The following is a 25,901-nucleotide window of genomic DNA, read 5'->3' as shown; positions in this document are numbered from 1 at the left end:
TTCATCCAAGAAAGGCTCTTTTTTTTGCTTTTTGTTCAGTTGTTAGACAGTTAGGAAGATTGTTCACTATGTTTTTTGCGTGTTTCCACAATAAACAGACAAGTGCTAATAACAAAAGCCGTTCCTACAAAAATAGCGCCAACCCAAGGAAGTGAAGTAAGTCCCATATGGTTAATAATTACGCCTCCGAAAAAGGCGCCAAAAGCATTTCCCAAGTTAGCAAATGAGTGATTCGAAGTAGAAGCTAAAGCAGGTGCTTCCTGTGCTAAGTTCATAATTTTCACTTGAATACCAGGCATTACAGCAAAAGCTGCTGCTCCCCAGAAAAACAGCGTGATAATAGCTGCTGCTGGGCTTTTAACAGTAAACGTAAAAATAGTCAGCACAATACAAAGAAAAGCAAATATACCTACAACCGAAGGCATTAGCTTCCAGTCTGCAAGCTTGCCTCCAACAACGTTTCCAAGCGTAACACCGCATCCGTATAATACAAGTATCCACGTAACGCTGTGTTCACTTACTCCCGTAACGTCTTCAAGAAGCGGTGTAATGTACGTAAACACAGTAAATAAACTACCGCATCCTATTGCGCTTAAAAGAAGCATTACAAGAAGTTTTGGTTGGGTAAAAGCAGCAAACTGCTGTTTTAGACCTGTTAATTTGTCTTGACCAAGCTTTGGGATAAACAGAATAATACCGATAAATGCAATAATCCCCATAATCGTGATAGCTCCAAACGAAGCTCTCCAACCTAAGTGTTGACCAATAAATGTTCCTACAGGAACGCCGATGATATTTGCAATAGTTAAACCTGCCATCATCGTTGCGACAGCACTTGCTCGCTTATGCGGTTGTACGAGCCGTGAAGCAATAACAGCGCCTACTCCAAAGAACGTACCGTGACATAATGCCGTAACTAAACGAGCTCCCATTAAAATTCCATAGTTGGGTGCAATAATAGCAATTGCATTTCCGAGAATAAATAAAAGCATGAGTAAACAAAGCAGAAGCTTTTGAGGAAGTCGATGAGTAAAAATAGTTAAAATTGGCGCGCCGATTGCTACTCCTAAAGCATAGCCTGTAATGAGCTGACCAGCAGTCGAAATGCTAACATGAAGATCTTCTGCAACGTTAGGCAGTATCCCCATAATAACAAATTCTGTCATTCCGATAGCAAAAGCTCCAAGAGTTAACGAGATGAGAGCAATTGGAAAGGAATCTTTCTTACTGACCTGCTCATTAGCATGCATTGTATCCATGTGTGTTCACCCTTTCTGTGTATAAAATTTATATCTCCTTGAAAAGAAGTCAATTACTAATAATACTTAAGTGATTGAGCTTTGACAACCAAAAAAGCTGATGTAAGCGGTATCTTTTCGAATTCCATTTATCTTTATCATATATGAAGACAGTCAGACATAAATTTATTGACAGAATAAAGTTTAGTCCTATAAACTATTTTTAAAGTGGGATAGTTTATACCTATAAACTAAATGCGCAAAGGAGAGAAAGAAGTGACGAAAAGCAAGTTATATCAAGCTGTAGAACTTTTTGAAGAAGTGCTGTTTGTAGGAACAGAAGTCATTCACAGAGAGATAAGCCATAACCTCTTCGAACATGTCTCTAGGCAGCAGTTTGATTTGTTAAATAGTTTAATGATTAAAGGTCCGTCTTCACCTGGCAGTCTTGCAGTCTTGCAAGGTGTTCATAAAAGTGCCATTTCGAATCGAATCAAAAAACTGCTCGAAAAAGGGCTTGTGGAGTGGGACACTAATGAACTAGAGAGCGATAAACGTTCTAAGCTTATTAGGATTACGGCTGAAGGCGAAAAGGTAATAAATGACGGAAATGCCGCGTGTTTTAGTATCATTGAGAATTTGTTTGATGATGTAGAAGAAGAAAAAATAGATACATTTATTGAAATTCTTACGATGGCAAAAGAAAAGTTAACTACAAAAGGGGAAAGCAAAGAATGAAATTTATTGTGAAATTTAAATGGGTGATTGCGGCCTTCATTTTAGCTTTAACAGTTATATTGATGCTAACGGCACCAAATTTAACAAAGCTCGCAAGTGAAAAAGGACAGTCTCAGCTTCCTGATGATGCCGTTTCATCTAGAGCCAGCCAAATTCTCAAAAATGCCGGGGAAGACAGTAACACCATCAGCATGGTGATCAAGCTAGATAACGCATTAGATAAAGATAGTGAGAAACAAATACAGAAAATCATTGATAAGACAGAGAAAATTAAAGGTATAAAAGATGTTACAACGCCTTTAACAGATGATCAAGATGTTCGTAATCAATTAATGTCTAAAGACAAAAAAACCGTTTTAGTTCCGGTTACTGTCAGTGGATCGGATGAAAAAGTTGAAAAAATAGCGAATCAGATTTATGATAGCGTGCCAAAAGACACTACGGTATATGTAACAGGTGCATCTCTTATTAATCAGGATTTTGCACACAGTTCAGAAGAAGGGTTAAAGAAAACCGAGTTTATTACTATCTTCTTGATTTTAGGTTTGCTTCTACTCGTTTTCCGTTCAGTCGTGACGCCGTTTATTCCTATTTTAATTGTGGGAATCACATACTTAATCAGTCAATCGTTACTAGGTATTTTAGTTAAAAATGTCGATTTTCCAATCTCAACGTTCACGCAAACGTTCTTAGTAGCTATTTTGTTTGGAATAGGTACGGATTACTGCATTCTTTTACTTAACCGTTTCCGTGAAGAATTGGCTAACGGACATGATAAAGTAGAAGCCACGATCACGGCTTACCGTACAGCAGGAAGAACGCTATTTATCAGCGGAATTGCCGTATTTATTGGTTTTGCAGCCATCGGATTTGCCAAGTTTGCTATTTTCCAATCGGCCGTTGGCGTAGCAGTGGGAGTTGGTGTGCTGCTAGTGATTTTATTTACTCTGCTGCCACTTTTTATGGTTACGCTTGGAGAAAAATTATTTTGGCCGTCTAAAAAAGTGGCTTCTCATAGCGATAATAAGCTGTGGGGATTTTTAGGAAGAAAGGCAGTAGCGCGACCGTTCGTATTTTTAGTCATTACAGCGATTATTACCGTGCCTTTTATTGTAACGTATGACTCAAAAGTATCGTTTGATTCTACTGCTGAAATAAGCAGTGATTATAAATCTATAAAAGGACTAAATGCTATCAGTGACGCACTGGGAGAAGGAAAAGCATTTCCTGTCAATGTTATCATTAAAGGAGATAAAGAGTTAACAAAGGCGGATGTTATTCCGTATTTAGGAAATATAAGCAAAGCAATTGAAAAAGTGGATCACGTGGATTCTGTTATGACAATCACACAGCCTACCGGAGAAAAGATTGATGATTTATATGTTAATTCACAGCTGGGCTCTGTATCAGACGGAATCAAAGATGCTGTTAAAGGAATCGGAGATGTACAAAAAGGATTAAGTGATATTGAAAAAGGGCTAAATCAAATAGCTGACCAAACGGGTTCTGCTTCTAAAGAATCTGGCGGGTCACTTGCACCTGCCGCAGACGGATTAGCTCAAGTTAATCAACAGCTGCAGCTTGTCAGCACTCAGCTCTCTACAACAGGAAATGTGCAGCAAGCGGTTCCTCAGCTTGCAGCAATCAGCAAACAGCTTACTACCATTCAAACCGGTCTTCAACAAGCAAATGAGAATCTTTCAGCTCAGCAAGGTCAAGTTGGAACGTTATCAGACAGTATCAACCAGTTAGCAAAAGGCGTTAACAGTGCGAATGACGGACTGACGAAGATCTCAGATGGCTTAACAAAAGCAACAGGTATGCTTGATAACATGAGTGACAGCTCAACAGTTAGAGATACGGGTATTTATCTTCCAACAGAAGTGATGAAAGATAAAGGGTTTAAACAATCCATCGACAACTATTCTTTTGCAGATGGAAAAGGAGTTAAGCTCAGCGTAGTGCTTGATCAAAATCCATATTCTGAAGAAGCCATTTCAACCGTAAAAAATATTGAAAAAGCGGTGGCAAGCGAAGTCGTTGATACGCCGTTTGAGCATACAGAAATTGTGTACGGAGGCGTATCGAGCTCGAATGCAGATTTAAAAGATTTATCCACAACGGATCTTTCACGCACAATGGTTGTTATGATGATTGGACTGTTTATTGTGCTGACCATTTTATTCCGTTCAATGATCATGCCTGTATACATGATTGCTTCACTGTTGCTTACGTATTATACAGCAATGGGAATCTCAGAGCTTCTATTCGTTGATATAATGGGGAATGACGGAATCAGCTGGGCCGTGCCATTCTTTAGTTTTGTTATTTTAGTTGCTCTTGGAATTGACTATTCTATTTTCTTGTTAGACCGTTTTAACGAAGAAGTGAAAAGCGGCGTAGCAGAAGGCATGGTTACGTCTATGAGTAAGATGGGTTCGGTTATTATTACTGCCGCTATTATCCTAGCCGGAACGTTTGGGGCTATGATGCCATCAGGTGTATTAACGCTTGTTCATGTAGCAACAGTTGTTATCATCGGTCTTTTACTTTATGGTCTTGTTATTCTTCCGCTTCTTATGCCAGCGATTGTCGTGACGCTTGGAGAAGGAAACTGGTGGCCGTTTCTTCGAAAAAAAGAAAAATACAAAGTAGAAGAATAACTTATATATGCTGGATTTTATCACCAATCAGATATAACGTTAAGCATTAGATAGAGTAAAAATGAAGGATAGATGAGCGTCATGAGACTGCTTTATCTATCCTTTTTTTGTGCTATTAGAAAACTTGAGCATGATTAAAAGTAAACTTAAGAAGGCGCTGTGATAAATATACCGGGTCGAATAAAAGGCTTCCTACTAGGAAAACCTATAGTCAAAAACATGCGGAGGTCTTTTTAATGAAATTTGTAAATCTTTTAGCTAATCAGCGAGAAAAACGACGCGAACAAATGCGTGAAGCAGGCACATGTCCAGACTGCTTAGGAAAACGTTTTCACCATGTTGGGCTTTATTTTGTGCACGTTTATGAATGTCCGAGCTGTCAGGGGAATGAGGAAAACTAAATAATTCAGCCGAAAAGCTTCTTCATAAAATAGAAGCTTTTTTTATTTCACCACTATTACAAGCTCAGTAGGTTGAAAAGAATTGTTCCTTTAGAGCTAATAATGATAAGATTAAAAAAAGCAGCATCCAAGGTAATTCATACTCACTTTTACGTAAAAACCACTATAGTAGAGAGACTATATAAAAAGGAGATTCCGGCATGGGTGAAAAAAAGAATATTGATATAGGTGGTCTTAGTTTTGCTTGGGATTTAGAAAAAGGAAAATTTAGCTTTGAAGGAGAAGATGCGATTCTTTTTTGGATTTCTTCGGCGATGAAAACATTGTTTGACACAATCGAAGAAATATCTGGAGAAGAGGCAGCTTCGGTAGTACTGGAAACTACTGGTTTTCGACAAGGATTAGTAGTAGGAGAGTACTTTCAAAACATGAAGGGCGTAACGGTTTTTGAAGCGGCTGAGTTAATTACAAATACATACGCTTCGGCTGGATGGGGAAAAACTACTATAAAATATTTAGATCCTGAAAGTAAAACTCTATCTGCTGAATTAAAAGACAGTTGGGAACATAAAATTAACGTGGCCCAAAAGAAAACAAAGGGAGGAAATTTTCTTCCGGCCCATTACGCAGGGATTTTCACAGGACTATTCGGAACAAACATTTGGTACAAGGTGATTCAACATCAAATAGAAGGGCATGAATGCACCACAGTAGAATACTTCCCTTCCAACATTGATATCACTCAAAATATTCATCAATTAGCGAGAAGAAAAGAAGCGCAGAAAATAGAACATTTGCAAAACATTGTAGCAGAAAAAACAGCAGAGTTAAAAGATCTTATTAAAAAGCTTTCTTCTCCTATTATTCCGGTTTTGGAAGGCATAGTCGTCGTTCCTTTGATTGGCAAGTACGACGAGGATCGAACGGAAGATTTGATTGTCAATACATTAAATAACCTCCCAAAACATCAGGCTAATTATCTTGTGCTGGATTTAACCGGATTGGATAAAGAACTTACTGAATATACGGCAAGTCTTATTGAAAAATTAGGTGCAGCAGCGTCCCTGATTGGTACGAAAACAATTTTAGTAGGAATTTCTGCTGACTTAGGCTTAGTTATATCAAAGACTCATATTGATTTATCAAAATATGATTGTTTTCAAACATTGCAGCACGGTATTCACTATGCATTGGCACAAAGCGGACGAAGCATCGTTTAAAAGATATATTTGAAATATAACAAAATGCACTCATTCAACATCATAACAAATTTCTTTATCAAAGAACGGAGATGTATTGAAGGATTTCATTTTTCGAAAGAAAAATTGACATGAAACCAAAAGGTGTTATATTATTTTTATATAAAACCTTTTGGTGTTATTTTTGGAAAAGGAGAATGAAGACAACGATGAATGATAAAAGTGTAGTAGAAGATGTAAAACAGACGATAATATTTAACGCGCCGATTCAAAAAGTTTGGGATAAAGTAGCAACCGCAGAAGGGCTCCAACAATGGTTCATGCCTAATGATTTTCAGCCTCAGGTAGGATATGAATTTCATTTGCAATCGCCTTTTGGACCATCTCCGTGTAAAGTATTAGAAATAGATGCACCAAACTATCTTTCTTTCTCTTGGGATACAGATGGATGGGTCGTTTCGTTTACCTTAAAAGAAATGGGTAATCAAACTGAATTTACGCTTATTCATAGCGGCTGGAAAGAAGCTGAAACACTTCTTGAAAAAGCAAACGAAAAGAGTTCAGTGGTACGAGATAGAATGAGCTACGGGTGGACTAGTCTCGTGAATGAAAAACTTCGAAAGGTTGTTGAAAACTAAATGACTTCATCAGCTGCCAAGCATGATATCTTTCAAGCCATTGCTGATCCTACTCGAAGAAAAGTACTTGAGCTGCTTTCTGAAAAAGAATTGCCTATTTCAGAAATAACGTCCCATTTTTCAATAAGCCGTACCGCTGTTGTCAAGCATCTTCATATACTTTCAGAAGCAGACCTAGTCCATGGACAAAAAAAAGGCAGAGAAAAAGTGTATCATCTTCAGCCAGAGCCTTTGAAAGAGATAAAAGATTGGCTTTCTTACTACGAACAATTTTGGACAAACAAATTATCTATTCTTCAGCATATTGTTGAAAGAGACGAAGAAAGAAAGCAATAGAAAAAGCATAAAAACGTTTTTTATAAGGAATATAGCAAAGCCAGTCGTTAAAAAGACTGGCTGTTTTACATAAAAGCTGGTTTTATTCTAGAAGGACAAATAAAAGAAAGATGCAGAACACCATAGGGCATTTCTTAAAATAAAAAGATAGACCTTTAGAAGAAAAAAAGGGGGAAACAGAGCAATGAACAAGCTTTTATTTTATGGGACGAGCGATGCTCAAGGAGTGCCTCGATTATTATGTGACTGTAAAGTATGCACGCAAAAAGATCCATTAAATCAGCGCACAAGACCTAGTGCACAGTTCACACTGGACGGTAACGTGTGTTTGATTGATGTATCACCTGATTTTAAACATCAATTTCATTTATACAATAACAAAAAAATCCCTTCTACCGTGTTTATTACTCATCCTCACAATGATCATGTTGCTGGTTTAGGGGATTTAGCCGACTTATGCTACTGGAATAATGTAAGTACAGAAGTCGTAGGAGCGCCTGAAGTCATCAATGAGTTAATCAAAAGATTTCCTTATCTCGCAAAAAGAAAAGGGCTTACCTTTAATGGCACGTTAAAGTGGGAAAGCGAAGAAACGGCCATTACGTTTCATAAAGTAAATCACGGATTTAACGGTTATTCCTACGGCATTGTGGTTCATCAAAAACAAGGCGAACGCTGGGCGTATGTATCCGATTCTTTTAATGTGACAAATGAACAGTGGAAGCCTTTTTACCACTTAGATTTACTGATATTCGGTACATCTTTCTGGAAAGAATATCTTCAAAAAGAAAAAAGATCCGTATATGATGTGACAGAGGCAATGGAGATTAAAGTGAAGCTACAGGCAAAAAACATGGTGTTTACTCATTTATCACATGATATCGATATCAGAAAGCACGCTGAGATGCTTTTAGATAAAAACGTAAGCTTTGCCTATGACGGACGCGAGATTTCATTACCTTATTTGTGTTGAGATTAGTTAATATTATATAGAATAATAATTTCAAACTAGGAAGGTAAAAGGGGTTAATAAGCAGGGATAGCTTGAAGTAGGAACGAACACGACACTAAATTGGAGTTAAAGAAGGGGATAGTGTTATGGATGCTATTATAGAAAAAGCAAATAACCTCGGTGAGTTATCTCGATTTCTATCAGAAACAAATAGTCAGAAAACATCACATATTGGTTATTGTGGTGAAAAAGAAGAAGAAATCTACCAGACATTAAAAGAAGCTTTTATTAGTGACGAGGGCGATATTAAATTTTTAATCGCTAGAAATAGGACAGGAGAAATTTTAGCGGCTATTGGATTTGATATCGAAGAAACGGTAGCAGAAGTGTGGGGACCTTTTAATAAAACATCTTCTATTTATTTGCAATCTCAATTATGGAAACAGTTAGTTAATGAAAATCCTTTGATTCAAAAATTTCATTTTTTTATCAATGAAGAAAATGAGCTGCAACAAGTATTTATGAATGAAATAAAAGCAAAAAAGACTGGTGAACACTTGATCTTAGAAATTAAAGAACAAAATTTTGATAAAGTTATTGAAATGAAAAGCGAGCCATTTAAACATAGTGATTTTCAAGCATTTGAAATGCTGCATAACGCAATGTTTCAAAATACTTATTATGATGGAAAAACAATTATTGAGAGACTTAACGATAGAAATATGTTAAAGATACTTAAAAATATGTCTAATGAGTTGCAAGGCTATGCGTACTTTGAAGTCGATACTGAAATGCGAGAGGCTTCATTGGAGTATATCGGTGTTTCAAAAAATGCTCAGAGTCAAGGTCTAGGAACGAGGTTGTTAAAGGAAGTTTTAACAGAGATGTTTTCATTTCCACAAATTAATGAAATTAAACTAACCGTTGATAGAGCAAATAGTCAAGCAAATCGAGTATATATGAAAGTTGGTTTTGAACCAAGAGATATTCTTATAAGTTATCGCCTCAAACTGTAAAAGAGTTAAGTTCAATGAGGGCGGAGAACATTAAGTGTAAAAGCGCTCGGATTTTTTTCGAGCGCTTTTACTTACCATTTATATTGCTGATTTGTAGTTCTAACTTATGCTTCTTTCTATCAACCGAATCCGTTAGAAACAAGGCAATTCTTTTTTTGTTGTAAATTAGATGCGCTCGATAAAATCACTCACAACTTTGTTAAACCGATCGCTTTCTTCGAGAAAAGGGCAGTGACAGCTGTTCTCAAAAACTTCAAGTACAGAACCTGAAACCAGCTTTTGAATATGCCTTCCAGCCGCTACAGGAATGAGTTTTTCTTCTTTTCCAAAGCACAGTAAAGTAGGAATTGTAATAAACGGGAGGAATTCTCGATAGTCCACAATGGATTGATCAAACAAAATAGCACTAGCTATCGACTCGGGCATTTTCGTTACTTCTTTCATAATCCAATGTTTATCTTTTTCAGTTAATTCATCCTTAAACATAAGCGGAATAAAACTCTCTAATGTACTTGTTCGATCAAGCTGAATACCTTGCATAAGCGAAATAAGGGCAGGTAAATCAAATGCACCGATTGGAAAGTCTGACCATTTAAAGTCTGAAGCCATTTCATCTACAATAATATTCCCTTTTACATTTTCTTCACCAAATTGTTTCAAATATTCCCACGCAACAAAAGCACCCATCGACCAGCCTACTAATATGACGTCTTTTAATCGATTATTATTTATAAACTCATGCACATCGCGAGCATAAGTGGAAATTGTGTGACCATATGGAGTATGACTTGAATTTCCATGTCCTCTTAAATCCAAAAGAATAGTTTGATACTGTTTCGAAAAAAAAGAAAGCTGGTTGTGAAAAAAACGACTGCTCATCCAAACTCCGTGAATGAAAATAATAGGTGTTCCTTCCCCTTGTTGTTCATAGTATAAAGTTGCACCGTCTTTTAATGTATAAAAAGGCATCATTTCCGCCTCCAATCTCAAAGGTTCATATCTCATCATGTATGCGCAGAAAAGCTCAGGTAGAACGTATCTCCGCAAGAAAATGTTCATAAAAAAACAAATCCTAGAAGTGTTCGCCTTGATATGTTATACTATTACAGGCTTAAATACTGTATGTTTTTGAAACAATCATTCACTGTAATACTTTTTAGATAGAAGCATCCTCATAAAAAGGATGTTGTTTTTGTCGTAATGTACCTTTAAGTAATGAATTGTTACCATCAATTCGGTTCACAATAACCGACCTACATGCATTATATCTTGCAAATATAAACAGATAGGTGGAAGAAGCAACATGACTGAAAGAAAACCATATCAAGTACTACTATATTATTTGTACACTCCAATTGAAAATCCTGAAGAGTTCACAGCTCAGCACTTGGCATTTTGTAAAGAGCTTGAACTAAAAGGACGCATTTTAATTGCGGCTGAAGGGATCAATGGAACAGTATCAGGAACAGTTGAACAAACAGATAAATACATGGAAACGATGAAAAATGATCCTCGTTTTGAAGGTATTGTATTTAAAATAGACGAAGCAGATGAACATGCGTTCAAAAAAATGCACGTGCGTCACCGCAAAGAATTAGTAACTCTTCGATTAGAAGAAGATGTGAATCCTCTTCGCGTAACGGGTAATTACTTAAGCCCAAAAGAATTTTATCAAGCGATGCAAGATGAAAATACGGTCGTAATCGATGCACGAAACGATTATGAATACGATCTAGGCCACTTCCGAGGAGCTGTTCGTCCGGATATTCAAAACTTCCGTGAGCTTCCTGAATGGATTCGCGACAACAAAGATCAGTTTGAAGATAAAAAAATCTTAACGTACTGCACAGGCGGTATTCGCTGTGAAAAATTCTCTGGATGGCTTCTTGAAGAAGGTTTTGAAGATGTAAGCCAGCTTCACGGAGGTATTGTAACATACGGAAAAGATCCGGAAGTACAAGGTGAACTATGGGATGGTCAGTGCTATGTATTTGATGAGCGCATCAGCGTACCAGTTAACCAAAAAGAGCATGTGATTGTCGGGAAGGATCACTTTACCGGCGAGCCTTGCGAACGTTATGTTAACTGCTCAAACCCAGAATGCAATAAGAAAATCTTAGCTTCTGAAGAAAACGAACACAAATATTTACGCGCTTGTTCACATGAATGCCGAGTAAGTCCCCGTAACCGCTATGTAAAAGAACATGGTTTAACAGAGGAAGAATTTGCAGCACGTGTTAAAGAGTTAGAAAACGAACACGTAACTTTATAATAAAAAAACAGCACGCTATATACAGCGTGCTGTTTTTTTATGAAAAGATTCTCTTGTAACCTAGTGTTTAGAGAAGGTTATGCAACGGGTATTTATAAAAAGGAAACATATTCCTGTTTTTTGTTTTGCATACTTAAAGGAATATTTTTTAGAAAGCGATTAAAAAACGGTTGTACATAAAAACAATAAAGGAGCTTGAAAATGGAAGCGAAAATTGAAAAAAAGTACGATGGACGTTTACTGGAAGGACCCCTATGGGATGAAGAAAATCAAAGATTAGTGCTAGTAGACATTTTAGATAAAAAACTTCTTACGTACGATCCAAAAACGACAACATTAGAAGATATGGATCTTCCTTCAGTTGTTACAAGCGTTTCTACAACCAATCATTCAAAATTGGTCGTCTCCACTCGTAATCAGCTGCTTTTAGTGGATAAAAACAAAAAGAATCATGAAGAGTATATCCGTTTAGATACTCTTGAAAAAAACATGCGTTTTAATGACGGGAAATGTGATCCATATAATCGCTTTTGGATTGGCACGATGAGTGAAGAAGATGAAGAAGGAAAAGCCCAGCTGTACGTAGTAGATGAAAAAGGTGTAATTAAGAGTGCTAAAGAAGGATTAAGCGTGTCAAACGGGCTAGCTTGGAATCGAACAGGAGACAAATTCTTTCTGGTTGATTCCCCAAAAAATAAAATTATGTCTTATTCATTTTCTAAAGAAACAACAAGGCTCGAAGATGAAAAAGTGGTGATTGACCTTTCAGATATAGACGGGTTTCCTGATGGAATGACAATTGATGAGCACGACCGACTGTGGGTAGCGCTTTGGGGAGGTTCGAAAGTTATTTGTGTAGATCCAGAGAAAGGAGAAATTATAGAATCTATTCATCTTCCTGTTTCCAATGTAACCTGCTGTACATTTGGAGGAGACGATTTACAAACTTTATTTATCACCACAGCTAAGGAAGAAGAAAAATACGAAGAAGCTGCCGGCTCTCTTTTTTCATGCCGAGTAGGAGTAAAAGGCTTACCGGCTTATACTTACGTATATTAGACCAGCACTTATCAAAATGTAATGATTCAGACCAGTAACGATAGATATTAAATGCAGTTTCTACAACTCCTTTGCACTGCGTTCATTCCCTTTACATTTTATTCATTATGAGGAAGAGGAATAAAACATGACGATAACGAATTCCCATAAAGAAGCCTTTCAAAGAATATGAATACTTGTATTGGGTAATAATGGTTAAAGGTACAAAAGGAGGAATTGTTTTGAAACAAACATTGTATGAAAAAGTGGGCGGACAAGAAGCGATTGAAAAAGTAGTAGACTATTTTTATTCTGAGCTTGTTTTAAAAGACGAAACAGTTAGTCACTTTTTCGAGCACACGGATATGGATAAACAACGTCGACATCAAGCTAAGTTTATAAGCTTTGCCTTAGGTGGACCGAATCAATATTCAGGAAAGTCGATGGCTAAAGCGCATGCAAATATGAATATTCAGCCCGAACATTTTAATGCAATTGCTAAGCATCTTCACGATGCACTTGCTCACTTTAATGTTGAAGAGCCTGATATTGACCAAGCATTAAGTAAAGTTGAATCCCTAAGAAATGATATTCAATATAAATAAATCATAAAAAAAGAAGGTTATTGTGACCTTCTTTTTTTTATGCGCAAAGCTGTGATGTATGAAGGAAACATGGAAAAGACATCGTAATATGATAAAAATGCAATAGGTGAAAATATTTATTGAAAGTCTGGGAGTGGGAGTATGTCAGCAATTAATGGGAAGCAATACGTAGAGAGAATCAATCAATTAAAAGCAAATGTATGGGTTGATGGCAAACTCGTAACAGGCAATATATCAGAACATCCGGCTTTTAAAGGAGCCATTAACAGTCAAGCTAAACTTTATGATCTTCAGCATGATAAAAAAATTAAAGATATCATGACATACCAATCTCCGGATTCCGAGGATTTTTTTGGTACATCTTATTTACAGCCTACAACAAAAGAAGAGTTAAAAAAGAGACGAGAGATGACTCAGGAGTGGGCTCGCTTAACTCACGGTATGATGGGGAGAAGTCCAGATTATATGAATACCGTATTGATGGCTTTTGCATCCTCTGCAGAACTCCTGAGAGGAGAAGAAAATTGCTTTCCTGAAAACATCATTTCTTATTATGAATATGTGAGAGAGCACGATTTATCGCTCACTCATACATTCATCGATCCTCAAGTCAATCGAATCCAATTTTATTACGAGCAAAACGATGAACCGATAGCAGCAAAAATAGTTGATAAAAACAATGAGGGAATCGTTATCCAAGGTGCGAAACTGCTTGCTACACAGGGCGGCATGACGGATGAGCTGCTCGTACTGTCTTCAGCGGGCATTCAAGGAAAAGAAAAAGGATTTGCTTTTTCGATTCCAAGTAATACAAAAGGAATTAAATTTATTTGTAGAGAATCATTTGCAGGAAAAGATTCGACGTTTGATTATCCATTAAGTTCTAGATTTGAAGAAATGGATACAATTGTTGTCTTTGACCATGTATTAGTACCGTGGAACCGCGTGTTTTTCTATGAAAATGTAGACGTATCAAATACATTCCTTGCTTCTAGTTCCTTCTCAGCTTTTGCACTGCATCAAGTAACTTCAAGGAGAATTGTCAAAACAGAGTTTGTATTAGGGATTGTACAATCTCTGATTGAAACCATTAACATTATAGACTATCCGCATGTACGAGAAAAAGCAACAGAGCTTATTATTGCGTTAGAAACGATGAAAGCTCTCGTGATGAAAGCAGAAGAAGAAGCGGAGATTGATACATGGGGATACATGCGTCCGAATGAAACTACACTTCGTATTGCCGCAAATATATTTTCAAAAACATATCCTACCTTTACAGAGATTATCCAGCTTTTAGGTGCAAGCGGACTAATGGCAATACCAACGGAAAATACGTGCCGCTCGTTGGTTAAAGAAGATATTACGCGTTATTTGCAAGCTAAATCGAGAGGTGCAGAAGATCGAATTAAGCTTTTTCGACTTGCATGGGATTTAACGATGAGTCCGTTTGGCACAAGGGAAACACTGTATGAACGTTTTTTCTTTGGAGAGCCTGTACAGTTAACCAGTTATCTGTACTTATCTTACGATAAAGAGCGCTATGTGCAGAGAGTAACCGATTTTTTGAAAAGTTAACGGAGAAAACGAATCTCCGCTGGATATGATAGTTTAGTTGCAAAAACAGCGGAGATGCTTATTGAATAAATTTGAAAAATCTGCAATAATTTTCAGGGAATCATTCTGTGAACACACTAAAGAATACTATAAAGATAGGATGTTACAATGAAGCAATTAATCTATTTTGGTTTAGAACAAGCAAAATCTTGTGTTTTTCCTGTTATTATTTTTCTTACATTGGCCATGACAAAAATAATTGAAGTACCGTTCATTTCTAGATATGACCTTATTTTATTAGTCTGTCTAGGAACTCAAGTTTTAATGGTGATGTTTAAACGAGAAACGCTTGATGAAGTAAAAGTCATTGCAGTATTTCATTTAATTGGACTAGCGTTAGAACTCTACAAAGTTCATATGGGCTCATGGAGCTATCCGGAAAAAGCTTTCACTAAAGTCTGGGGAGTTCCGCTGTACAGCGGATTTATGTATGCTAGTGTAGCCAGCTACATGTGCCAAGTGTGGAGAAGGCTTGAATTAAAGCTTACGAATTGGCCTTCTACGTGGATTGTCAGTATACTAAGTATGGCTATTTACCTTAATTTTTTCACGCATCATTTTATTTACGACTTCCGCTGGTTTTTAAAACTTTTTACTTTACTTATTTTTTATCGAACTTTTGTATATTTTACGGTTAACAAACGTACATATCGCATGCCTTTAGTATTGTCTTTTGTACTGATTGGCTTTTTCATTTGGATCGCTGAAAATATCGCAACATTTTTCGGAGCATGGCAGTATCCAGATCAACAGCAGCAGTGGACAATGGTTCATATAAGTAAAATTAGCTCTTGGCTTCTTCTTGTGATTGTTAGTTTCTTGATTGTTGCTTTACTAAAGCATTTAAAAGAAAATCAAAATCAATTTAAACAAAGTAAGAAATCAAAAGAAACAAACGAAATATATGAAAGATAGAAACATAACTATGTACATGCTGTTAATATAAGGTACAGAATCTTTGGAGGCTTATATGCAAGAATATATCTTTTATCTTCCCTATTTTAAATCAGCGGGAAAGACCGTAGCAGTTACAAATGAAAATGGAGAAAATGTCGGACAACTTAAGAGAGTGCATAAAAACATGTGGACTAAAAGTATTGATTTTTTAACTCGTGATGGACTTCCAGTGTTAGATTCTATTTCTTGGTTTCCTATCTTTTCCTGCGGCTTAAAGGTACATGTACAAGTTCAATGGGAAGGAAGAACGGTGTTTATTGATCACGTGAAAAAACACCGGTGGGTGATAAAAGAAAATGGAAAAATAATAGGGGATTTATTAGGTAAAGGAATAATTAAAAACGAAGGAGCACAAGAAATTAGATGGGGAAATAACGTCTACATGTTAAGCAGTCATGAAGCCGTAGAGGAAGCGTGTATTTTTAATCAAAAAAGAGAAAAAGTCGCGGAGTTTAAATCAGACCTTTTTCATTTTAAACAAGGAAAACACTCAATAAGAGTAACAGAAGAACTGCCCGTACCCATTTTTATCGCTTCTTACTATATAACTACTTTTATTATGCCATACATATAATCAGGCGCAGAATGATTCTGCGCCTGATTTTTATATCATGATTTTACAAATATCATTTGTGAATTCAACGGGATCACTAATAGATAAGCCTTCAATTAAAAGAGCTTGGTTATATAATAAATTTGTATAAAGGTCTAGTTTCTCTTTGTCATTTTCAAATGCATCTTTTAAAGAAGCGAATACATCATGATTTACGTTAATTTCTAAAACTTTTTCTGCTTTTACATGCTGATTATCAGGCATAGCACTTAAAATTTTCTCCATTTCAATCGTTACTTCACCATCAGCTGATAAGCAAACGGGGTGTGTTTTTAAACGTTTAGACGCGCGCACATCTCCTACTTTTCCCGCCAAAGCTTTTTTCATATAGTCAAATAGCTCTTTATTCTCTTTTTCCTCAGACTCATTGAGCTGTTCTTCTTCTGCTTCAATCCCTAAGTCACTACTTGAAACAGACTTAAATTCTTTTTCTTTGTACGTCATTAACATTTTAATCGCAAATTCATCGATATCTTCTGTAAAATACAGAATTTCGTACCCTTTATCTGCAACTAATTCTGCTTGAGGAAGCTTTTCAATGCGGTCGTACGATTCTCCTGATGCATAATAGATATACTTTTGATCCTCAGGCATGCGTGATACATACTCGTCTAGTGTTACGAGCTTTTTCTCTGTAGAAGAATAGAATAAAAGCAGGTCTTTTAATACATCTTTGTTGCTGCCAAAGTCACTGTAAACGCCGTATTTTAGCTGACGGCCAAATGATTCATAAAACTTCTCGTACTTTTCACGTTCGTTTTTAAGCAAACTTTTTAACTCATTTTTGATTTTCTTGCCGATGTTTTTGGCAATCAGCTGAAGCTGGCGATCTTGCTGCAAAATTTCACGTGAAATATTAAGAGATAAATCTTCAGAATCTACCATACCTTTTACAAAGCTAAAGTAGTCTGGAAGAAGATCTGCACATTTATTCATAATTAAGACGCCGTTTGAATACAGTTCAAGTCCTTTTTCAAATTCTTTTGAGTAGTAGTCAAATGGACTATTTTCTGGAATAAATAAAATGGCATTGTAGCGAATCGTTCCATCCACATTAATATGGAGGTGAGCGAGCGGTTTATCAAATCCGTAGCGTTTTTCTGAATAAAACTGCTCATAGTCTTCTGAAGTCAACTCATTTTTGCTTTTCTTCCAGATCGGTACCATACTGTTGATAACTTGTTCTTCTGTATAATCTTCTAGCTCGTTATCAGAACCTTCTTTAGGACGTTTTTCCGTTATGTCCATTTTAATTGGGTAGCGGATAAAGTCTGAATACTTTTTAATGATCTCTTTTAAACGATATTCTTCTAGATACTCATCATATGTTTCATCTTCTGTATTTTCTTTAATTTTTAAAATGATTTGAGTTCCAACCGTTTCTTTTTCGCACGGTTCGATTGTATAACCATCGGCACCAGTAGATTCCCATTTATAAGCCTTATCGCTGCCTAACGCTTTACTAATCACTGTTACGACATCTGCCACCATAAACGCTGCATAAAACCCAACACCGAATTGGCCGATAATCGTGTGCCCGTCCTTTGTTTCATTTTCGTTTTTAAACGCAAGAGAACCGCTTCTCGCAATTGTGCCCAAACTGCTTTCAAGCTCTTCTTGCGTCATGCCAATTCCAGTATCCGTAATGGTTAAGGTACGGTTAGTTTTATCTGGTGTTACTTTTATGTAATAGCTCTCTTTGTTAAAACGCAAGGAGTCGTCTGTTAAGGCTTTGTAATAAATTTTATCGATTGCATCGCTTGAATTTGATAGAAGTTCTCTCAAAAATACTTCTTTTTGAGAATAGATGGAATTAATCATCATCTCTAATAATCGCTTTGATTCGGCTTTGAATTCTTTTTTTGACATAAGAAGTTCTCCTTTCCAAATAGGGCTTATAAAATAATTAGCACTTGAGTGGATAGAGTGCTAATCACTCTTTTTATTTAACATGTATTAGGATATTTGTCAATATATTAGGAGATTCACTAAAGAGATTAAAAATTTGACTGAAAAAAGCAAACTTTTAAAAAAAGGTTGAACGTTCTGAAAGAGTTTGCTAGAATATACTTAATTTCAAAGACTATATGTGACTGGCGAAACGCGGATAACCGTGAGGAAGCATATAGTGACGTAGCCGTTCGCCTGGGCAGAGGTAAGGGATTAATACATATCTCTTACCTCTTTCTGTTTAGGGGGAGAGGATATAGAAGTTATCAGACATGTAGGCTAAAAAACCAGACTTTTAAAAAAATTAAAAATGAAGTTCCTTTATCCAAAGGTAAAAACATGTAAAACTACGATGATAATCAGAGGAGAGTACAAAATGAGCACATTAACATTAGAAAAAGTACAAACAATCAAAACATTAAACAACATTGCACAAAAAGGTCTAAATGTTTTTAATCAAGAAGGTTATCAAATTGACAACGACAGCGAAAATCCAGATGCGATTGTCGTGCGTAGCTTTAACATGCACAGCATGGCATTTGACCAAAATTTAAAAGCTATTGCACGAGCTGGAGCAGGGGTTAATAATATACCGGTGGACGCTTGCACAGAGCAAGGTATCGTTGTATTTAATACGCCAGGAGCTAATGCAAACGCAGTAAAAGAAATGGTTTTAACTACAATTATGGCTTCTTCTCGTAACTTATTTGCTGGAGTTGAATGGACAAAAGGATTAGACGGCCAAGGTGATCAAATTCCTAAGTTAGTTGAAGCAGGTAAAAAACAGTTTGTTGGAAAAGAAATCAAAGGTAAAACATTAGGCGTTATTGGTTTAGGTGCAATTGGTGCTCTTGTAGCAAACGACGCGCTTGATTTAGATATGGACGTAATTGGTTTTGATCCATTCATTTCTGTTAATACAGCTTGGAATTTGTCTCGCAACGTACAGCGTGCAATGTCTCTAGAAGAACTATTTGCAGCATCTGACTATATTACGGTTCACGTTCCATTAACGGACGACACAAAAGGTGTTTTCAATAAAGAAACGTTTAGCATCATGAAACCTGATGTTCATATTTTGAACTTCTCACGCGGTGAGCTTGTAAACGAAGAAGATATGAAAGCTGCTCTTGAAAGTGGAAAAGTTGGTCGATATATTACAGATTTCCCAAATCAAAATGTCTTGAACATGAAAAATGTTGTGCCAATTCCTCATTTAGGGGCATCAACTCAAGAATCAGAAGAAAACTGTGCGGTAATGGCAGCACGTCAAGTGAAAAATTTCTTAGAAACAGGAAACGTTAAAAATTCAGTGAACTTCCCGAATGCATCTCTACCTTACACTGGGAAAAAACGCGTAGCTGCTTTCCATCACAACGTGCCGAATATGGTAGGACAGCTTACGCAAGTATTCTCAAACTACAATTTAAACATCGCAGATATGGTGAACAGAAGCCGCGGTGAATATGCGTATACAATGATCGATATTGACAATCAAGTAAGTGACGAGATTGTGCCTGAGCTAGAAGAAAAAATTGGTCAAATTGAAGGGATTATTACAAGTCGTATTATCTAATTTGGTTATCATCATATTTTAGTGTTTCAGCCCTAACTTTTCTAAGTTAGGGCTGTTTTTACATGGTATTTATCCTCATATCATTTCCTTCAGTCCCATAGCATATAGAAATACCTTTAAAGAGGTGAACGTTTTGTCAGGAGAAATGATAGGGATTTTGATAGGGTCACTCATCGCGCTGGCAGGAACTTTCATTACGTCTGTCGTAGCTATAGCGATGTCGAAAGAGCAATACAAGCAAGAGCTTCGCAAAGCATTTATCCAAAAGAAAGTTGATGCCTATACTCATGTGTGTCAGGTTATTTTAGCTATAAAAAATGATTTACTGACAATAACCGTTTCTTCAGCCGGCTTAAACTGGACGGCCCAATCTATTAACAAACTAGCAGATGTATGTATTACGGAAGGACTGTGGATCGATGAAGAAGACAGCAAAAAGCTGGAGGTTCTGCAAAAGCAGCTTTCAAAGTTTGTATTGGATGAAATAGAACTGTCTAGACATGATATCCTCACAACCTGTTATGATATCGTTGAATATTGCGAAAAAAAGATTAAAATTCTTCATTTTATGACCGTAAAAGAATAGATGATTACTATGTTAAGAATAAGTGATTGTGGGAATATTAAATAAACATCGCAATATAAAGTCAAAAAAACAATCCGTTTATACACCAGCAGTCGACGAAGGCATTAGTAAGGAAAGGGCCAAGGGGAAATTTTTTGTAAAAACGATAGAAAAAGATAGGCTCAGTACCGGGTCTATCTTTTTGCGTTTATATAGAGATTAAATATATTTATATATGCATGTGTCCAAGCATTTACAGAAAAAACTCCTAAAATATAGTCCAGAAAGGAGACGATTGTATGTCAAATTACGAGTCGAGCAAACCGTATATTAAATCCGTTAATATACCTAATCCTTTATATCAATCGTTAAAAGGAGACTATTTTGTTGGACAAACTGAGCCTATTCGTTTTGATGGAAATAGAAACGCTTCGGGCGGATTAGTGAACCCTTCCGGCTCCGGAGTAGATTTATTTGTGAATGCTTTTACTATCACTAACTATTCAAACGAACCTTTTACTGCTGAAATTTGGTTTAATTCTATCCCCCCTGGAAAAGGAACAACTTCAGATAATGTGAGTCCAGCAAATACTACACTACGTTCAAAACCAAAAGGGAAAATTAAATTTGTAGAAATGGTAAAAGGCTTTCCTACTAAAGGGGTAAACGTATTTAACCGTGTTGTTCCGCCGAAAAGTACATTAGTAAGTGATGAAGACGGCAAATTTATCTTTCCAAACAACGGTTCATACGTTATTTTCTTAGTTTCTCCAGGAAATAAAGAAATTGAAGCTGAAATTGCATATGGATGGTTTGAGAAAAAACGTAAGAAGGACTGTTAACTGAATAGGTCTTAGCGATTGTATGAGAAGTGTATGAGCTATTTCATATTTAATACAGTTCTTAACAAACGGTAAGTGTTTATGAAAAGAACTTTGCAGTAGCATCCAAAGTTCTTTTTTATAGCTTGCGTTTTTTCGTTTGATTGTGGATATAACTAAAGAAAAACAAGCAAACGTATAATTCCGATTACGCAAGCGATTTGAACAGTATTTAAAGAAGTTGAGGACTCAAGAAGCAAAGCGATAATACATAAGTAGAATGAAGTAACTTTTTTGTCCAGGATATAAGCATGCTTAACATCTCACGTTCATGTCTACATTCACATTATCTTACGTTTCAATTCATACTGGCTTCATATAAATGAATCATACTGAATGTATTAATGAAAGATACGAGGTGAAACAATGTTAAACAAGGTTTTTAGACTATTTACACAAGAAACCGAGATATCTAAAGATAAAGAAGGAGATCTCCAAGAAGAGAACGATTTTAACGAAGTTTGTGATGATCATTTTATTATAGATGAGTATTAGAAACCCTATAAAACCCTGCAAAATTTAAAGAATTGATTGAGTATATCTGTATAAACAGTAATTGTATAAGGGTCGTAAAGGTATACTTTTACGGCCAATTAATATTGATAAATTGCTTTTTATATGAAACAATGCGAAAAAAATGGGCATCCTAGAAGCAAAAGGAGGGGATAAAATGAGCAAAGAACCAAACGATGAAACAAGTGAAGGGCTGAATCAGCTTTTTGAAATCATCAATGCAAAAGGCGACGAGGGCGAACTTAGAGAAATTGTAAGCAGGAGCAGTGAAAAGAATAATCATAAAAATCATGAGGATCAATCGTAAAAAGAAAATAAAAAACCTCTTCATGGAAATCATGAAGAGGTCAGATGAAATAGTATTACACCTATTCCATCCGGCAGAGTTTTAAAGTGTTTTAAACTCTTGATGCGACTGGTTTTATGGAACTGATGGGATTCGAACCCACGACCCCTTGTCTGCCAGACAAGTATTCTCCCACTGAACTACAGTCCCGCTTATGTAGAGTCTTTATTGCCTGTTGACTCTACTATATTTTAATACGTATGACGCGCGTTCGCAATAGTTATTTTCAGTGTTTTCTAATTTCTTCATATGAATATTAACTTCTAAAAAAATCATTTACTTCTTGTTTGTACGTATTAAAAAAACTTGGAATTTGGCTTGGTTCCAATCCTTTTTCAGCGTATTTGCTGATGGACTCGTAGTACCATTTCTGTTTTTCGAATCCTCTTTTGAAACTATTCCAAATTGTATCTCCTTGCTGATCGTAGCTTTCTTTTAAAGACCGTAAATTGTCTAATTTATCTGCTACAATTAAAGATTTCACTTCAAAAGAACCAGTTTTCACAATTTGAATTGTATGCTGTTTACGTTCTTCCCAGCTTTTGGATTTGTCTTCTGTATGAGCTTCAACAATCTCTGCTACCTCTAAGCCAAATCTTTGTACAATTTCTTCGAGTGTTACACTTGTATCTTCTACAGCATCATGCAGATAAGCTGCTGCTATTACTTTTTCACTAAAACCTGCTTTTTCTAAAATATTACCTACGTTAATAGGATGAACGATATAAGGTTTATCAGACAGCTTACGCACTTGGCCGGTATGAGCATGTTCTGCATACCTACGTGCTTCTTTTATTAAAGACATCATATTCCTCCATTTTTTATACAGTATATATTCATATTATTAGTATAAACGAATATAGCTCTCCTAACGTTATGAAATTGCACAAATTCATTTCTTATAATAAGGTAAGGCTACCAAAAGCCCTTCTTATTGTACGTTTTTTTATAAAGCCTAATATCTATTTAATAGGCCTGTATCAGTTGCCATTTCCTTTTTTATTCATAGTTTGTATGAAGGAGTGATAGCAATGCAAAACCGTAATAATCAAAATATTAAGGTCATTGATGTTTCTCATCACAACGGAACAATTGATTGGGCAAAAGTGGCGTCGGATGGGGTAAAAGGCGCGTATATTAAATTAACAGAAGGTACAACCTTCTTAGATAAAAAATCATATGATAATTATATAGGAGCAAAAAATGCAGGTCTACGTGTAGGCTTTTATCACTTTGCTCATGCTGATAATGATCCTATTGCGGAAGTTAATTTCTTTTTAAATAAATTAGGCAGCATGAAGGTTGATTTGCCTCATTGCTTAGATTTGGAAGAAAATAAAGGGAAAACAAAAGCGCAGGTCACAGCCTTTGCAGTTAGATGGATGGAATATATTGAAAGGAAAACAAGTATTACGCCTATTCTTTACACCGGGTATAGTTTTATTAAATCCAATTTTACAAGCGCCGTGGCAAGATATCCGCTATGGATAGCTCGTTACAGTGGAAGTAACCGTTCCAAGGGATTTACTAATCCAGGTGATACGGCCATTTGGGATAGATGGGCTATGTTCCAATATACAGATCAAGGAAAAGTAAAAGGAATTAACGGCAATGTTGATATCAATGAAATGGATCTGGACTTCTTTAATAGTATTAATACAGGCATTACGGTGGTGGATAATAATAATCCCTCAGCACAATTGCAGCAAGGTGATAGCGGACTAGCTGTAAAAGAACTGCAGCAAAACTTAATTAAATTAGGATTTGAGCTTTCCCAGCAAGGAACCGATGGCCAATATGGCAGTGAAACTGTTGCAGCTGTTAAAGCTTTTCAAGAAAAGTATGGATTAACGTCAACTGGAAAAGCTGATGAGAAAACATTAGCTAAAATGATGGAATTGCTTAAGGGTGTAAGTAATCCTATAGAAGAATCATTACCAAAGGTTACTTCACTCGGAGATAAATATTCTTTTCAAGTAAAAGCGAAGAAGGATATTGGAGTCTACAAGTATGCGAATGTAACAGAGAATTTCAGAACTATAAAAAAAGGCACGGTATTTAGCGTATATGGCTATACGAGTGCAGCATGGGCTGTTCCAGGCGGATTCGTGCAAATGAAAGACGTAGAACCTATCCCAGTTACAATTAAAACAGGCGGATTAAGTAAAGACATGGAAACAGAGTTTCGTGCTTTCTTAAAAAATGAAGGAATTGACAGTGAATTAAACGTACATGCAATAGGTAATCCGTCAGCTGAACTCACAGCAGCTGGACTGGATTTTGTAAAAGTTAAGCAATTTTTAGATAAAAAAGGCTGGTACTACAAGCAATAAACCCCCGCTCTGAAGAGTAGGGGTTTATTTTGAGGTTTTATAAAAAAGAAGAGCAGACATCAATTAAGTAATTAAAATATGTTCTAAATAACAAATCAGGTGGCAACAAAAAAGTTTTTATGTATAGTCGACCTCTAACAGTCATATTTTTAGTCAATGGCTCATGGAGGGTGAATGAATATGAAAAATACGCAGATTCGAATTGAAACACTATCCTATCACTATGAAAGCATTATGGTGAATAATGAAGTAGAGCGTGCGATAAAAAGTATTGAAGTGACGTATCGAGCATATAAACATAACCACGTTTTAAACGGGCACGTAGTACTTTCAGGAGAAGAGATTTACGATCTTCAGCAGCTGACTCACGCAGTGGCTGGGAAAATAAAAGCAGAATTAGAAACTATATAAAAAATCGCCTTTCTTTAAATTTCAAACATTAAAGAAAGGCGATTTTTTATATTAATTATTAATTAAACTGCAAAAAGAAGAAATTAAAGTATGTTCTAAATAAAATATATAAATAAAAAACATAGCATCTAAGAGAATTCCCTAAGCCCTACGCATTACCTTTGCATTGTGAACTTTCTCTCTTTTACTATGTGTAAGCAACACGCCGCATAACGTAATGATGCTTCCAACAATGGAAGCTGCACTCGGGATATCTTTTAAAAGCAGCCACGCTAAGAAAAAGGACAGCGCAGGAGTTAAGTAAAGAGAGATGGCAGCCTCAGCAGAACCTATACGCGATGTCAGATAAGCGAGTACCATATAGGGAATAACGGTTGGAAATAATCCTAAATATATCACGCTTATTGCTGATCTGACAGAGATATGTGCAAGTTCTGTTTCTAACCCAGGTAAAAAAACAAGCATAGAAATTGTAGCCCCCCAAATACTGTACGTCACAAAAGAAAGGAAACCATATTTTTTTAATAAATTTTTTTGATATACTATATAGACGCTTTCTGCAAGGGCAGCTAGCAGAACCAGTAAGATTCCATTAACTGAGTTTACAAAATTCTCTTTGCTGAAGGTTAAAAGTACAATACCCGCAAAGCTTACTGCAGATCCAATCCATTTTCTTTTTCCGAACGCCTCCTGAAAAAGAAAAATAGCTAAAAGCGAAGAAAAAATAGGAGTAGTCGAGATCAGTAAACTCGCAATACCCGCACTTACCGTTTTTTCTCCAATGTTTAAGGCCGTGTGATAGACGGCAAAACCTAAAAAACCGAGAGCTAAAAGAAATGGAATATCTTTTATGTCAGGCAAGGGCATGCGTGTGGCTATTGCAATAACTAACAGCACTACAGAAGCAATACTTAACCGAACAAAAGCGAGGTGCTGAGGAGAAAATGATTCCAGCCCTATTTGAATAACTGGAAATGCTGAAGCCCATAAGCTAATCATCAGTATATGTAAGAACACCAGACTAAACGTTAATTTCATACCTA

25 protein-coding genes, 1 tRNA gene and 1 riboswitch are annotated in these 25,901 nt (G+C 36.2%); of the genes, 20 read left to right on the top strand and 6 right to left on the bottom strand.

Going from position 1 to position 25,901, the window contains the following annotated elements:
• Positions 1-50 precede the first annotated feature (50 nt).
• Complete coding sequence (locus tag WKH56_RS16680; protein ID WP_168760781.1) at positions 51-1,259, bottom strand: MFS transporter; 1,209 nt, start codon at positions 1,257-1,259, stop codon at positions 51-53.
• Between the two features lie 255 nt (positions 1,260-1,514).
• Between WKH56_RS16680 and WKH56_RS16675 the strand changes: the two genes are divergently transcribed.
• From WKH56_RS16675 to WKH56_RS16640, 8 genes are all read left to right on the top strand, one after another.
• Positions 1,515-1,976 carry a MarR family winged helix-turn-helix transcriptional regulator gene (locus tag WKH56_RS16675; protein WP_048020875.1) on the top strand — a complete coding sequence of 154 codons (462 nt, stop codon included), beginning with the start codon at positions 1,515-1,517 and terminating at the stop codon, positions 1,974-1,976.
• A complete protein-coding gene (locus WKH56_RS16670) occupies positions 1,973-4,639 on the top strand; it encodes an MMPL family transporter (RefSeq protein WP_063247984.1) in 2,667 nt (888 codons plus the stop codon). Before WKH56_RS16675 ends, WKH56_RS16670 begins: the two co-directional genes overlap by 4 nt.
• Positions 4,640-4,875: 236 nt before the next feature.
• Positions 4,876-5,040, top strand: coding sequence for a hypothetical protein (locus tag WKH56_RS16665; protein ID WP_165573448.1), 165 nt, complete (start codon positions 4,876-4,878; stop codon positions 5,038-5,040).
• A 200-nt stretch (positions 5,041-5,240) separates the two neighbouring features.
• Positions 5,241-6,260, top strand: a complete 1,020-nt coding sequence (locus tag WKH56_RS16660; protein WP_034266230.1) for an STAS domain-containing protein — start codon at positions 5,241-5,243, stop codon at positions 6,258-6,260.
• Between the two features lie 188 nt (positions 6,261-6,448).
• Positions 6,449-6,877 (top strand): SRPBCC family protein, encoded by a 429-nt coding sequence (locus WKH56_RS16655; RefSeq protein WP_063247983.1) that lies wholly within the window; start codon positions 6,449-6,451, stop codon positions 6,875-6,877.
• A complete protein-coding gene (locus WKH56_RS16650; protein ID WP_034266233.1) occupies positions 6,878-7,213 on the top strand; it encodes an ArsR/SmtB family transcription factor in 336 nt (111 codons plus the stop codon). It abuts the gene before it with no gap.
• A 184-nt stretch (positions 7,214-7,397) separates the two neighbouring features.
• A complete protein-coding gene (locus WKH56_RS16645) occupies positions 7,398-8,186 on the top strand; it encodes an MBL fold metallo-hydrolase (protein ID WP_048020870.1) in 789 nt (262 codons plus the stop codon).
• Positions 8,187-8,311: 125 nt separating this feature from the next.
• The gene (locus WKH56_RS16640; RefSeq protein WP_048020869.1) at positions 8,312-9,181 is read left to right on the top strand and encodes a GNAT family N-acetyltransferase; all 870 of its coding nucleotides are present in this window, start codon (positions 8,312-8,314) and stop codon (positions 9,179-9,181) included.
• 165 nt (positions 9,182-9,346) lie between these two features.
• Here WKH56_RS16640 and WKH56_RS16635 read toward each other — a convergent pair whose 3' ends face one another.
• On the bottom strand, positions 9,347-10,150 hold the full coding sequence (locus WKH56_RS16635) for an alpha/beta fold hydrolase (protein WP_342836104.1): 804 nt from the start codon (positions 10,148-10,150) through the stop codon (positions 9,347-9,349).
• 334 nt (positions 10,151-10,484) lie between these two features.
• Here WKH56_RS16635 and trhO point away from each other — a divergent pair, with 334 nt between their 5' ends.
• The 6 genes from trhO (at position 10,485) to WKH56_RS16605 (ending at position 16,244) form a co-directional block, all read left to right on the top strand.
• Positions 10,485-11,453: an oxygen-dependent tRNA uridine(34) hydroxylase TrhO gene (gene trhO, locus WKH56_RS16630; RefSeq protein WP_033579013.1), complete on the top strand. Its 969-nt coding sequence runs from the start codon at positions 10,485-10,487 to the stop codon at positions 11,451-11,453.
• Positions 11,454-11,654: 201 nt separating this feature from the next.
• Complete coding sequence (locus WKH56_RS16625) at positions 11,655-12,512, top strand: SMP-30/gluconolactonase/LRE family protein (RefSeq protein WP_034266244.1); 858 nt, start codon at positions 11,655-11,657, stop codon at positions 12,510-12,512.
• Between the two features lie 221 nt (positions 12,513-12,733).
• Positions 12,734-13,096: a group I truncated hemoglobin gene (locus tag WKH56_RS16620; protein ID WP_080968656.1), complete on the top strand. Its 363-nt coding sequence runs from the start codon at positions 12,734-12,736 to the stop codon at positions 13,094-13,096.
• Between the two features lie 141 nt (positions 13,097-13,237).
• Positions 13,238-14,674, top strand: a complete 1,437-nt coding sequence (gene hpaB, locus WKH56_RS16615; RefSeq protein ID WP_063247980.1) for a 4-hydroxyphenylacetate 3-monooxygenase, oxygenase component — start codon at positions 13,238-13,240, stop codon at positions 14,672-14,674.
• 147 nt (positions 14,675-14,821) lie between these two features.
• Positions 14,822-15,628, top strand: coding sequence for a DUF817 domain-containing protein (locus WKH56_RS16610; protein WP_168760784.1), 807 nt, complete (start codon positions 14,822-14,824; stop codon positions 15,626-15,628).
• Positions 15,629-15,683: 55 nt separating this feature from the next.
• A complete protein-coding gene (locus tag WKH56_RS16605; RefSeq protein WP_048020863.1) occupies positions 15,684-16,244 on the top strand; it encodes a tubby C-terminal domain-like protein in 561 nt (186 codons plus the stop codon).
• A 30-nt stretch (positions 16,245-16,274) separates the two neighbouring features.
• Here WKH56_RS16605 and htpG read toward each other — a convergent pair whose 3' ends face one another.
• Positions 16,275-18,152, bottom strand: a complete 1,878-nt coding sequence (gene htpG / locus WKH56_RS16600; RefSeq protein ID WP_310884473.1) for a molecular chaperone HtpG — start codon at positions 18,150-18,152, stop codon at positions 16,275-16,277.
• 210 nt (positions 18,153-18,362) lie between these two features.
• Positions 18,363-18,441: riboswitch (ZMP/ZTP riboswitch) on the top strand.
• Between the two features lie 168 nt (positions 18,442-18,609).
• On the opposite strand from htpG, the gene WKH56_RS16595 reads away from it, so the two are divergent.
• From WKH56_RS16595 to WKH56_RS16580, 4 genes are all read left to right on the top strand, one after another.
• Positions 18,610-19,809, top strand: a complete 1,200-nt coding sequence (locus WKH56_RS16595; protein WP_013057119.1) for a phosphoglycerate dehydrogenase — start codon at positions 18,610-18,612, stop codon at positions 19,807-19,809.
• Positions 19,810-19,942: 133 nt separating this feature from the next.
• A complete protein-coding gene (locus WKH56_RS16590; RefSeq protein ID WP_335707682.1) occupies positions 19,943-20,395 on the top strand; it encodes a hypothetical protein in 453 nt (150 codons plus the stop codon).
• Between the two features lie 278 nt (positions 20,396-20,673).
• Complete coding sequence (locus tag WKH56_RS16585; RefSeq protein ID WP_310884475.1) at positions 20,674-21,216, top strand: DUF6143 family protein; 543 nt, start codon at positions 20,674-20,676, stop codon at positions 21,214-21,216.
• 709 nt (positions 21,217-21,925) lie between these two features.
• A complete protein-coding gene (locus WKH56_RS16580) occupies positions 21,926-22,075 on the top strand; it encodes a hypothetical protein (RefSeq protein ID WP_016764191.1) in 150 nt (49 codons plus the stop codon).
• 117 nt (positions 22,076-22,192) lie between these two features.
• On the opposite strand, the gene WKH56_RS16575 is transcribed toward WKH56_RS16580, so the two are convergent.
• Together WKH56_RS16575 and WKH56_RS16570 are read right to left on the bottom strand one after the other, a co-directional pair.
• A tRNA-Ala gene (locus tag WKH56_RS16575) sits at positions 22,193-22,264 on the bottom strand.
• A 106-nt stretch (positions 22,265-22,370) separates the two neighbouring features.
• Positions 22,371-22,919 (bottom strand): HD domain-containing protein, encoded by a 549-nt coding sequence (locus tag WKH56_RS16570; RefSeq protein WP_221833315.1) that lies wholly within the window; start codon positions 22,917-22,919, stop codon positions 22,371-22,373.
• A 226-nt stretch (positions 22,920-23,145) separates the two neighbouring features.
• Between WKH56_RS16570 and WKH56_RS16565 the strand changes: the two genes are divergently transcribed.
• Both WKH56_RS16565 and WKH56_RS16560 read left to right on the top strand, forming a co-directional pair.
• Entirely contained in the window at positions 23,146-24,447 is a 1,302-nt protein-coding gene (locus tag WKH56_RS16565; RefSeq protein WP_310884476.1) for a GH25 family lysozyme, read from the top strand.
• Positions 24,448-24,627: 180 nt separating this feature from the next.
• A complete protein-coding gene (locus tag WKH56_RS16560; RefSeq protein ID WP_310884477.1) occupies positions 24,628-24,858 on the top strand; it encodes a hypothetical protein in 231 nt (76 codons plus the stop codon).
• Between the two features lie 141 nt (positions 24,859-24,999).
• Here WKH56_RS16560 and WKH56_RS16555 read toward each other — a convergent pair whose 3' ends face one another.
• Complete coding sequence (locus tag WKH56_RS16555; RefSeq protein WP_310884478.1) at positions 25,000-25,896, bottom strand: DMT family transporter; 897 nt, start codon at positions 25,894-25,896, stop codon at positions 25,000-25,002.
• Positions 25,897-25,901: the final 5 nt, after the last annotated feature.

This window comes from Priestia sp. SB1, assembly GCF_038898415.1.
Note: the sequence above shows the minus strand (reverse complement) of the source record. Positions and strands in the feature narration are given on the sequence as shown.

Coding starts and splice junctions, on each gene's coding strand:
- WKH56_RS16640 (WP_048020869.1), top strand. CDS start 8,312: ATGGATGCTATTATAGAAAAAGCAAATAACCTCGGTGAGTTATCTCGA.
- WKH56_RS16670 (WP_063247984.1), top strand. CDS start 1,973: ATGAAATTTATTGTGAAATTTAAATGGGTGATTGCGGCCTTCATTTTA.
- WKH56_RS16580 (WP_016764191.1), top strand. CDS start 21,926: ATGAGCAAAGAACCAAACGATGAAACAAGTGAAGGGCTGAATCAGCTT.
- WKH56_RS16565 (WP_310884476.1), top strand. CDS start 23,146: ATGCAAAACCGTAATAATCAAAATATTAAGGTCATTGATGTTTCTCAT.
- WKH56_RS16635 (WP_342836104.1), bottom strand. CDS start 10,150: ATGCCTTTTTATACATTAAAAGACGGTGCAACTTTATACTATGAACAA.
- WKH56_RS16555 (WP_310884478.1), bottom strand. CDS start 25,896: ATGAAATTAACGTTTAGTCTGGTGTTCTTACATATACTGATGATTAGC.
- WKH56_RS16680 (WP_168760781.1), bottom strand. CDS start 1,259: ATGGATACAATGCATGCTAATGAGCAGGTCAGTAAGAAAGATTCCTTT.
- WKH56_RS16655 (WP_063247983.1), top strand. CDS start 6,449: ATGAATGATAAAAGTGTAGTAGAAGATGTAAAACAGACGATAATATTT.
- WKH56_RS16595 (WP_013057119.1), top strand. CDS start 18,610: ATGAGCACATTAACATTAGAAAAAGTACAAACAATCAAAACATTAAAC.
- WKH56_RS16660 (WP_034266230.1), top strand. CDS start 5,241: ATGGGTGAAAAAAAGAATATTGATATAGGTGGTCTTAGTTTTGCTTGG.
- trhO (WP_033579013.1), top strand. CDS start 10,485: ATGACTGAAAGAAAACCATATCAAGTACTACTATATTATTTGTACACT.
- hpaB (WP_063247980.1), top strand. CDS start 13,238: ATGTCAGCAATTAATGGGAAGCAATACGTAGAGAGAATCAATCAATTA.
- WKH56_RS16665 (WP_165573448.1), top strand. CDS start 4,876: ATGAAATTTGTAAATCTTTTAGCTAATCAGCGAGAAAAACGACGCGAA.
- WKH56_RS16560 (WP_310884477.1), top strand. CDS start 24,628: ATGAAAAATACGCAGATTCGAATTGAAACACTATCCTATCACTATGAA.
- htpG (WP_310884473.1), bottom strand. CDS start 18,152: ATGTCAAAAAAAGAATTCAAAGCCGAATCAAAGCGATTATTAGAGATG.
- WKH56_RS16650 (WP_034266233.1), top strand. CDS start 6,878: ATGACTTCATCAGCTGCCAAGCATGATATCTTTCAAGCCATTGCTGAT.
- WKH56_RS16570 (WP_221833315.1), bottom strand. CDS start 22,919: ATGTCTTTAATAAAAGAAGCACGTAGGTATGCAGAACATGCTCATACC.
- WKH56_RS16645 (WP_048020870.1), top strand. CDS start 7,398: ATGAACAAGCTTTTATTTTATGGGACGAGCGATGCTCAAGGAGTGCCT.
- WKH56_RS16605 (WP_048020863.1), top strand. CDS start 15,684: ATGCAAGAATATATCTTTTATCTTCCCTATTTTAAATCAGCGGGAAAG.
- WKH56_RS16610 (WP_168760784.1), top strand. CDS start 14,822: ATGAAGCAATTAATCTATTTTGGTTTAGAACAAGCAAAATCTTGTGTT.
- WKH56_RS16585 (WP_310884475.1), top strand. CDS start 20,674: ATGTCAAATTACGAGTCGAGCAAACCGTATATTAAATCCGTTAATATA.
- WKH56_RS16625 (WP_034266244.1), top strand. CDS start 11,655: ATGGAAGCGAAAATTGAAAAAAAGTACGATGGACGTTTACTGGAAGGA.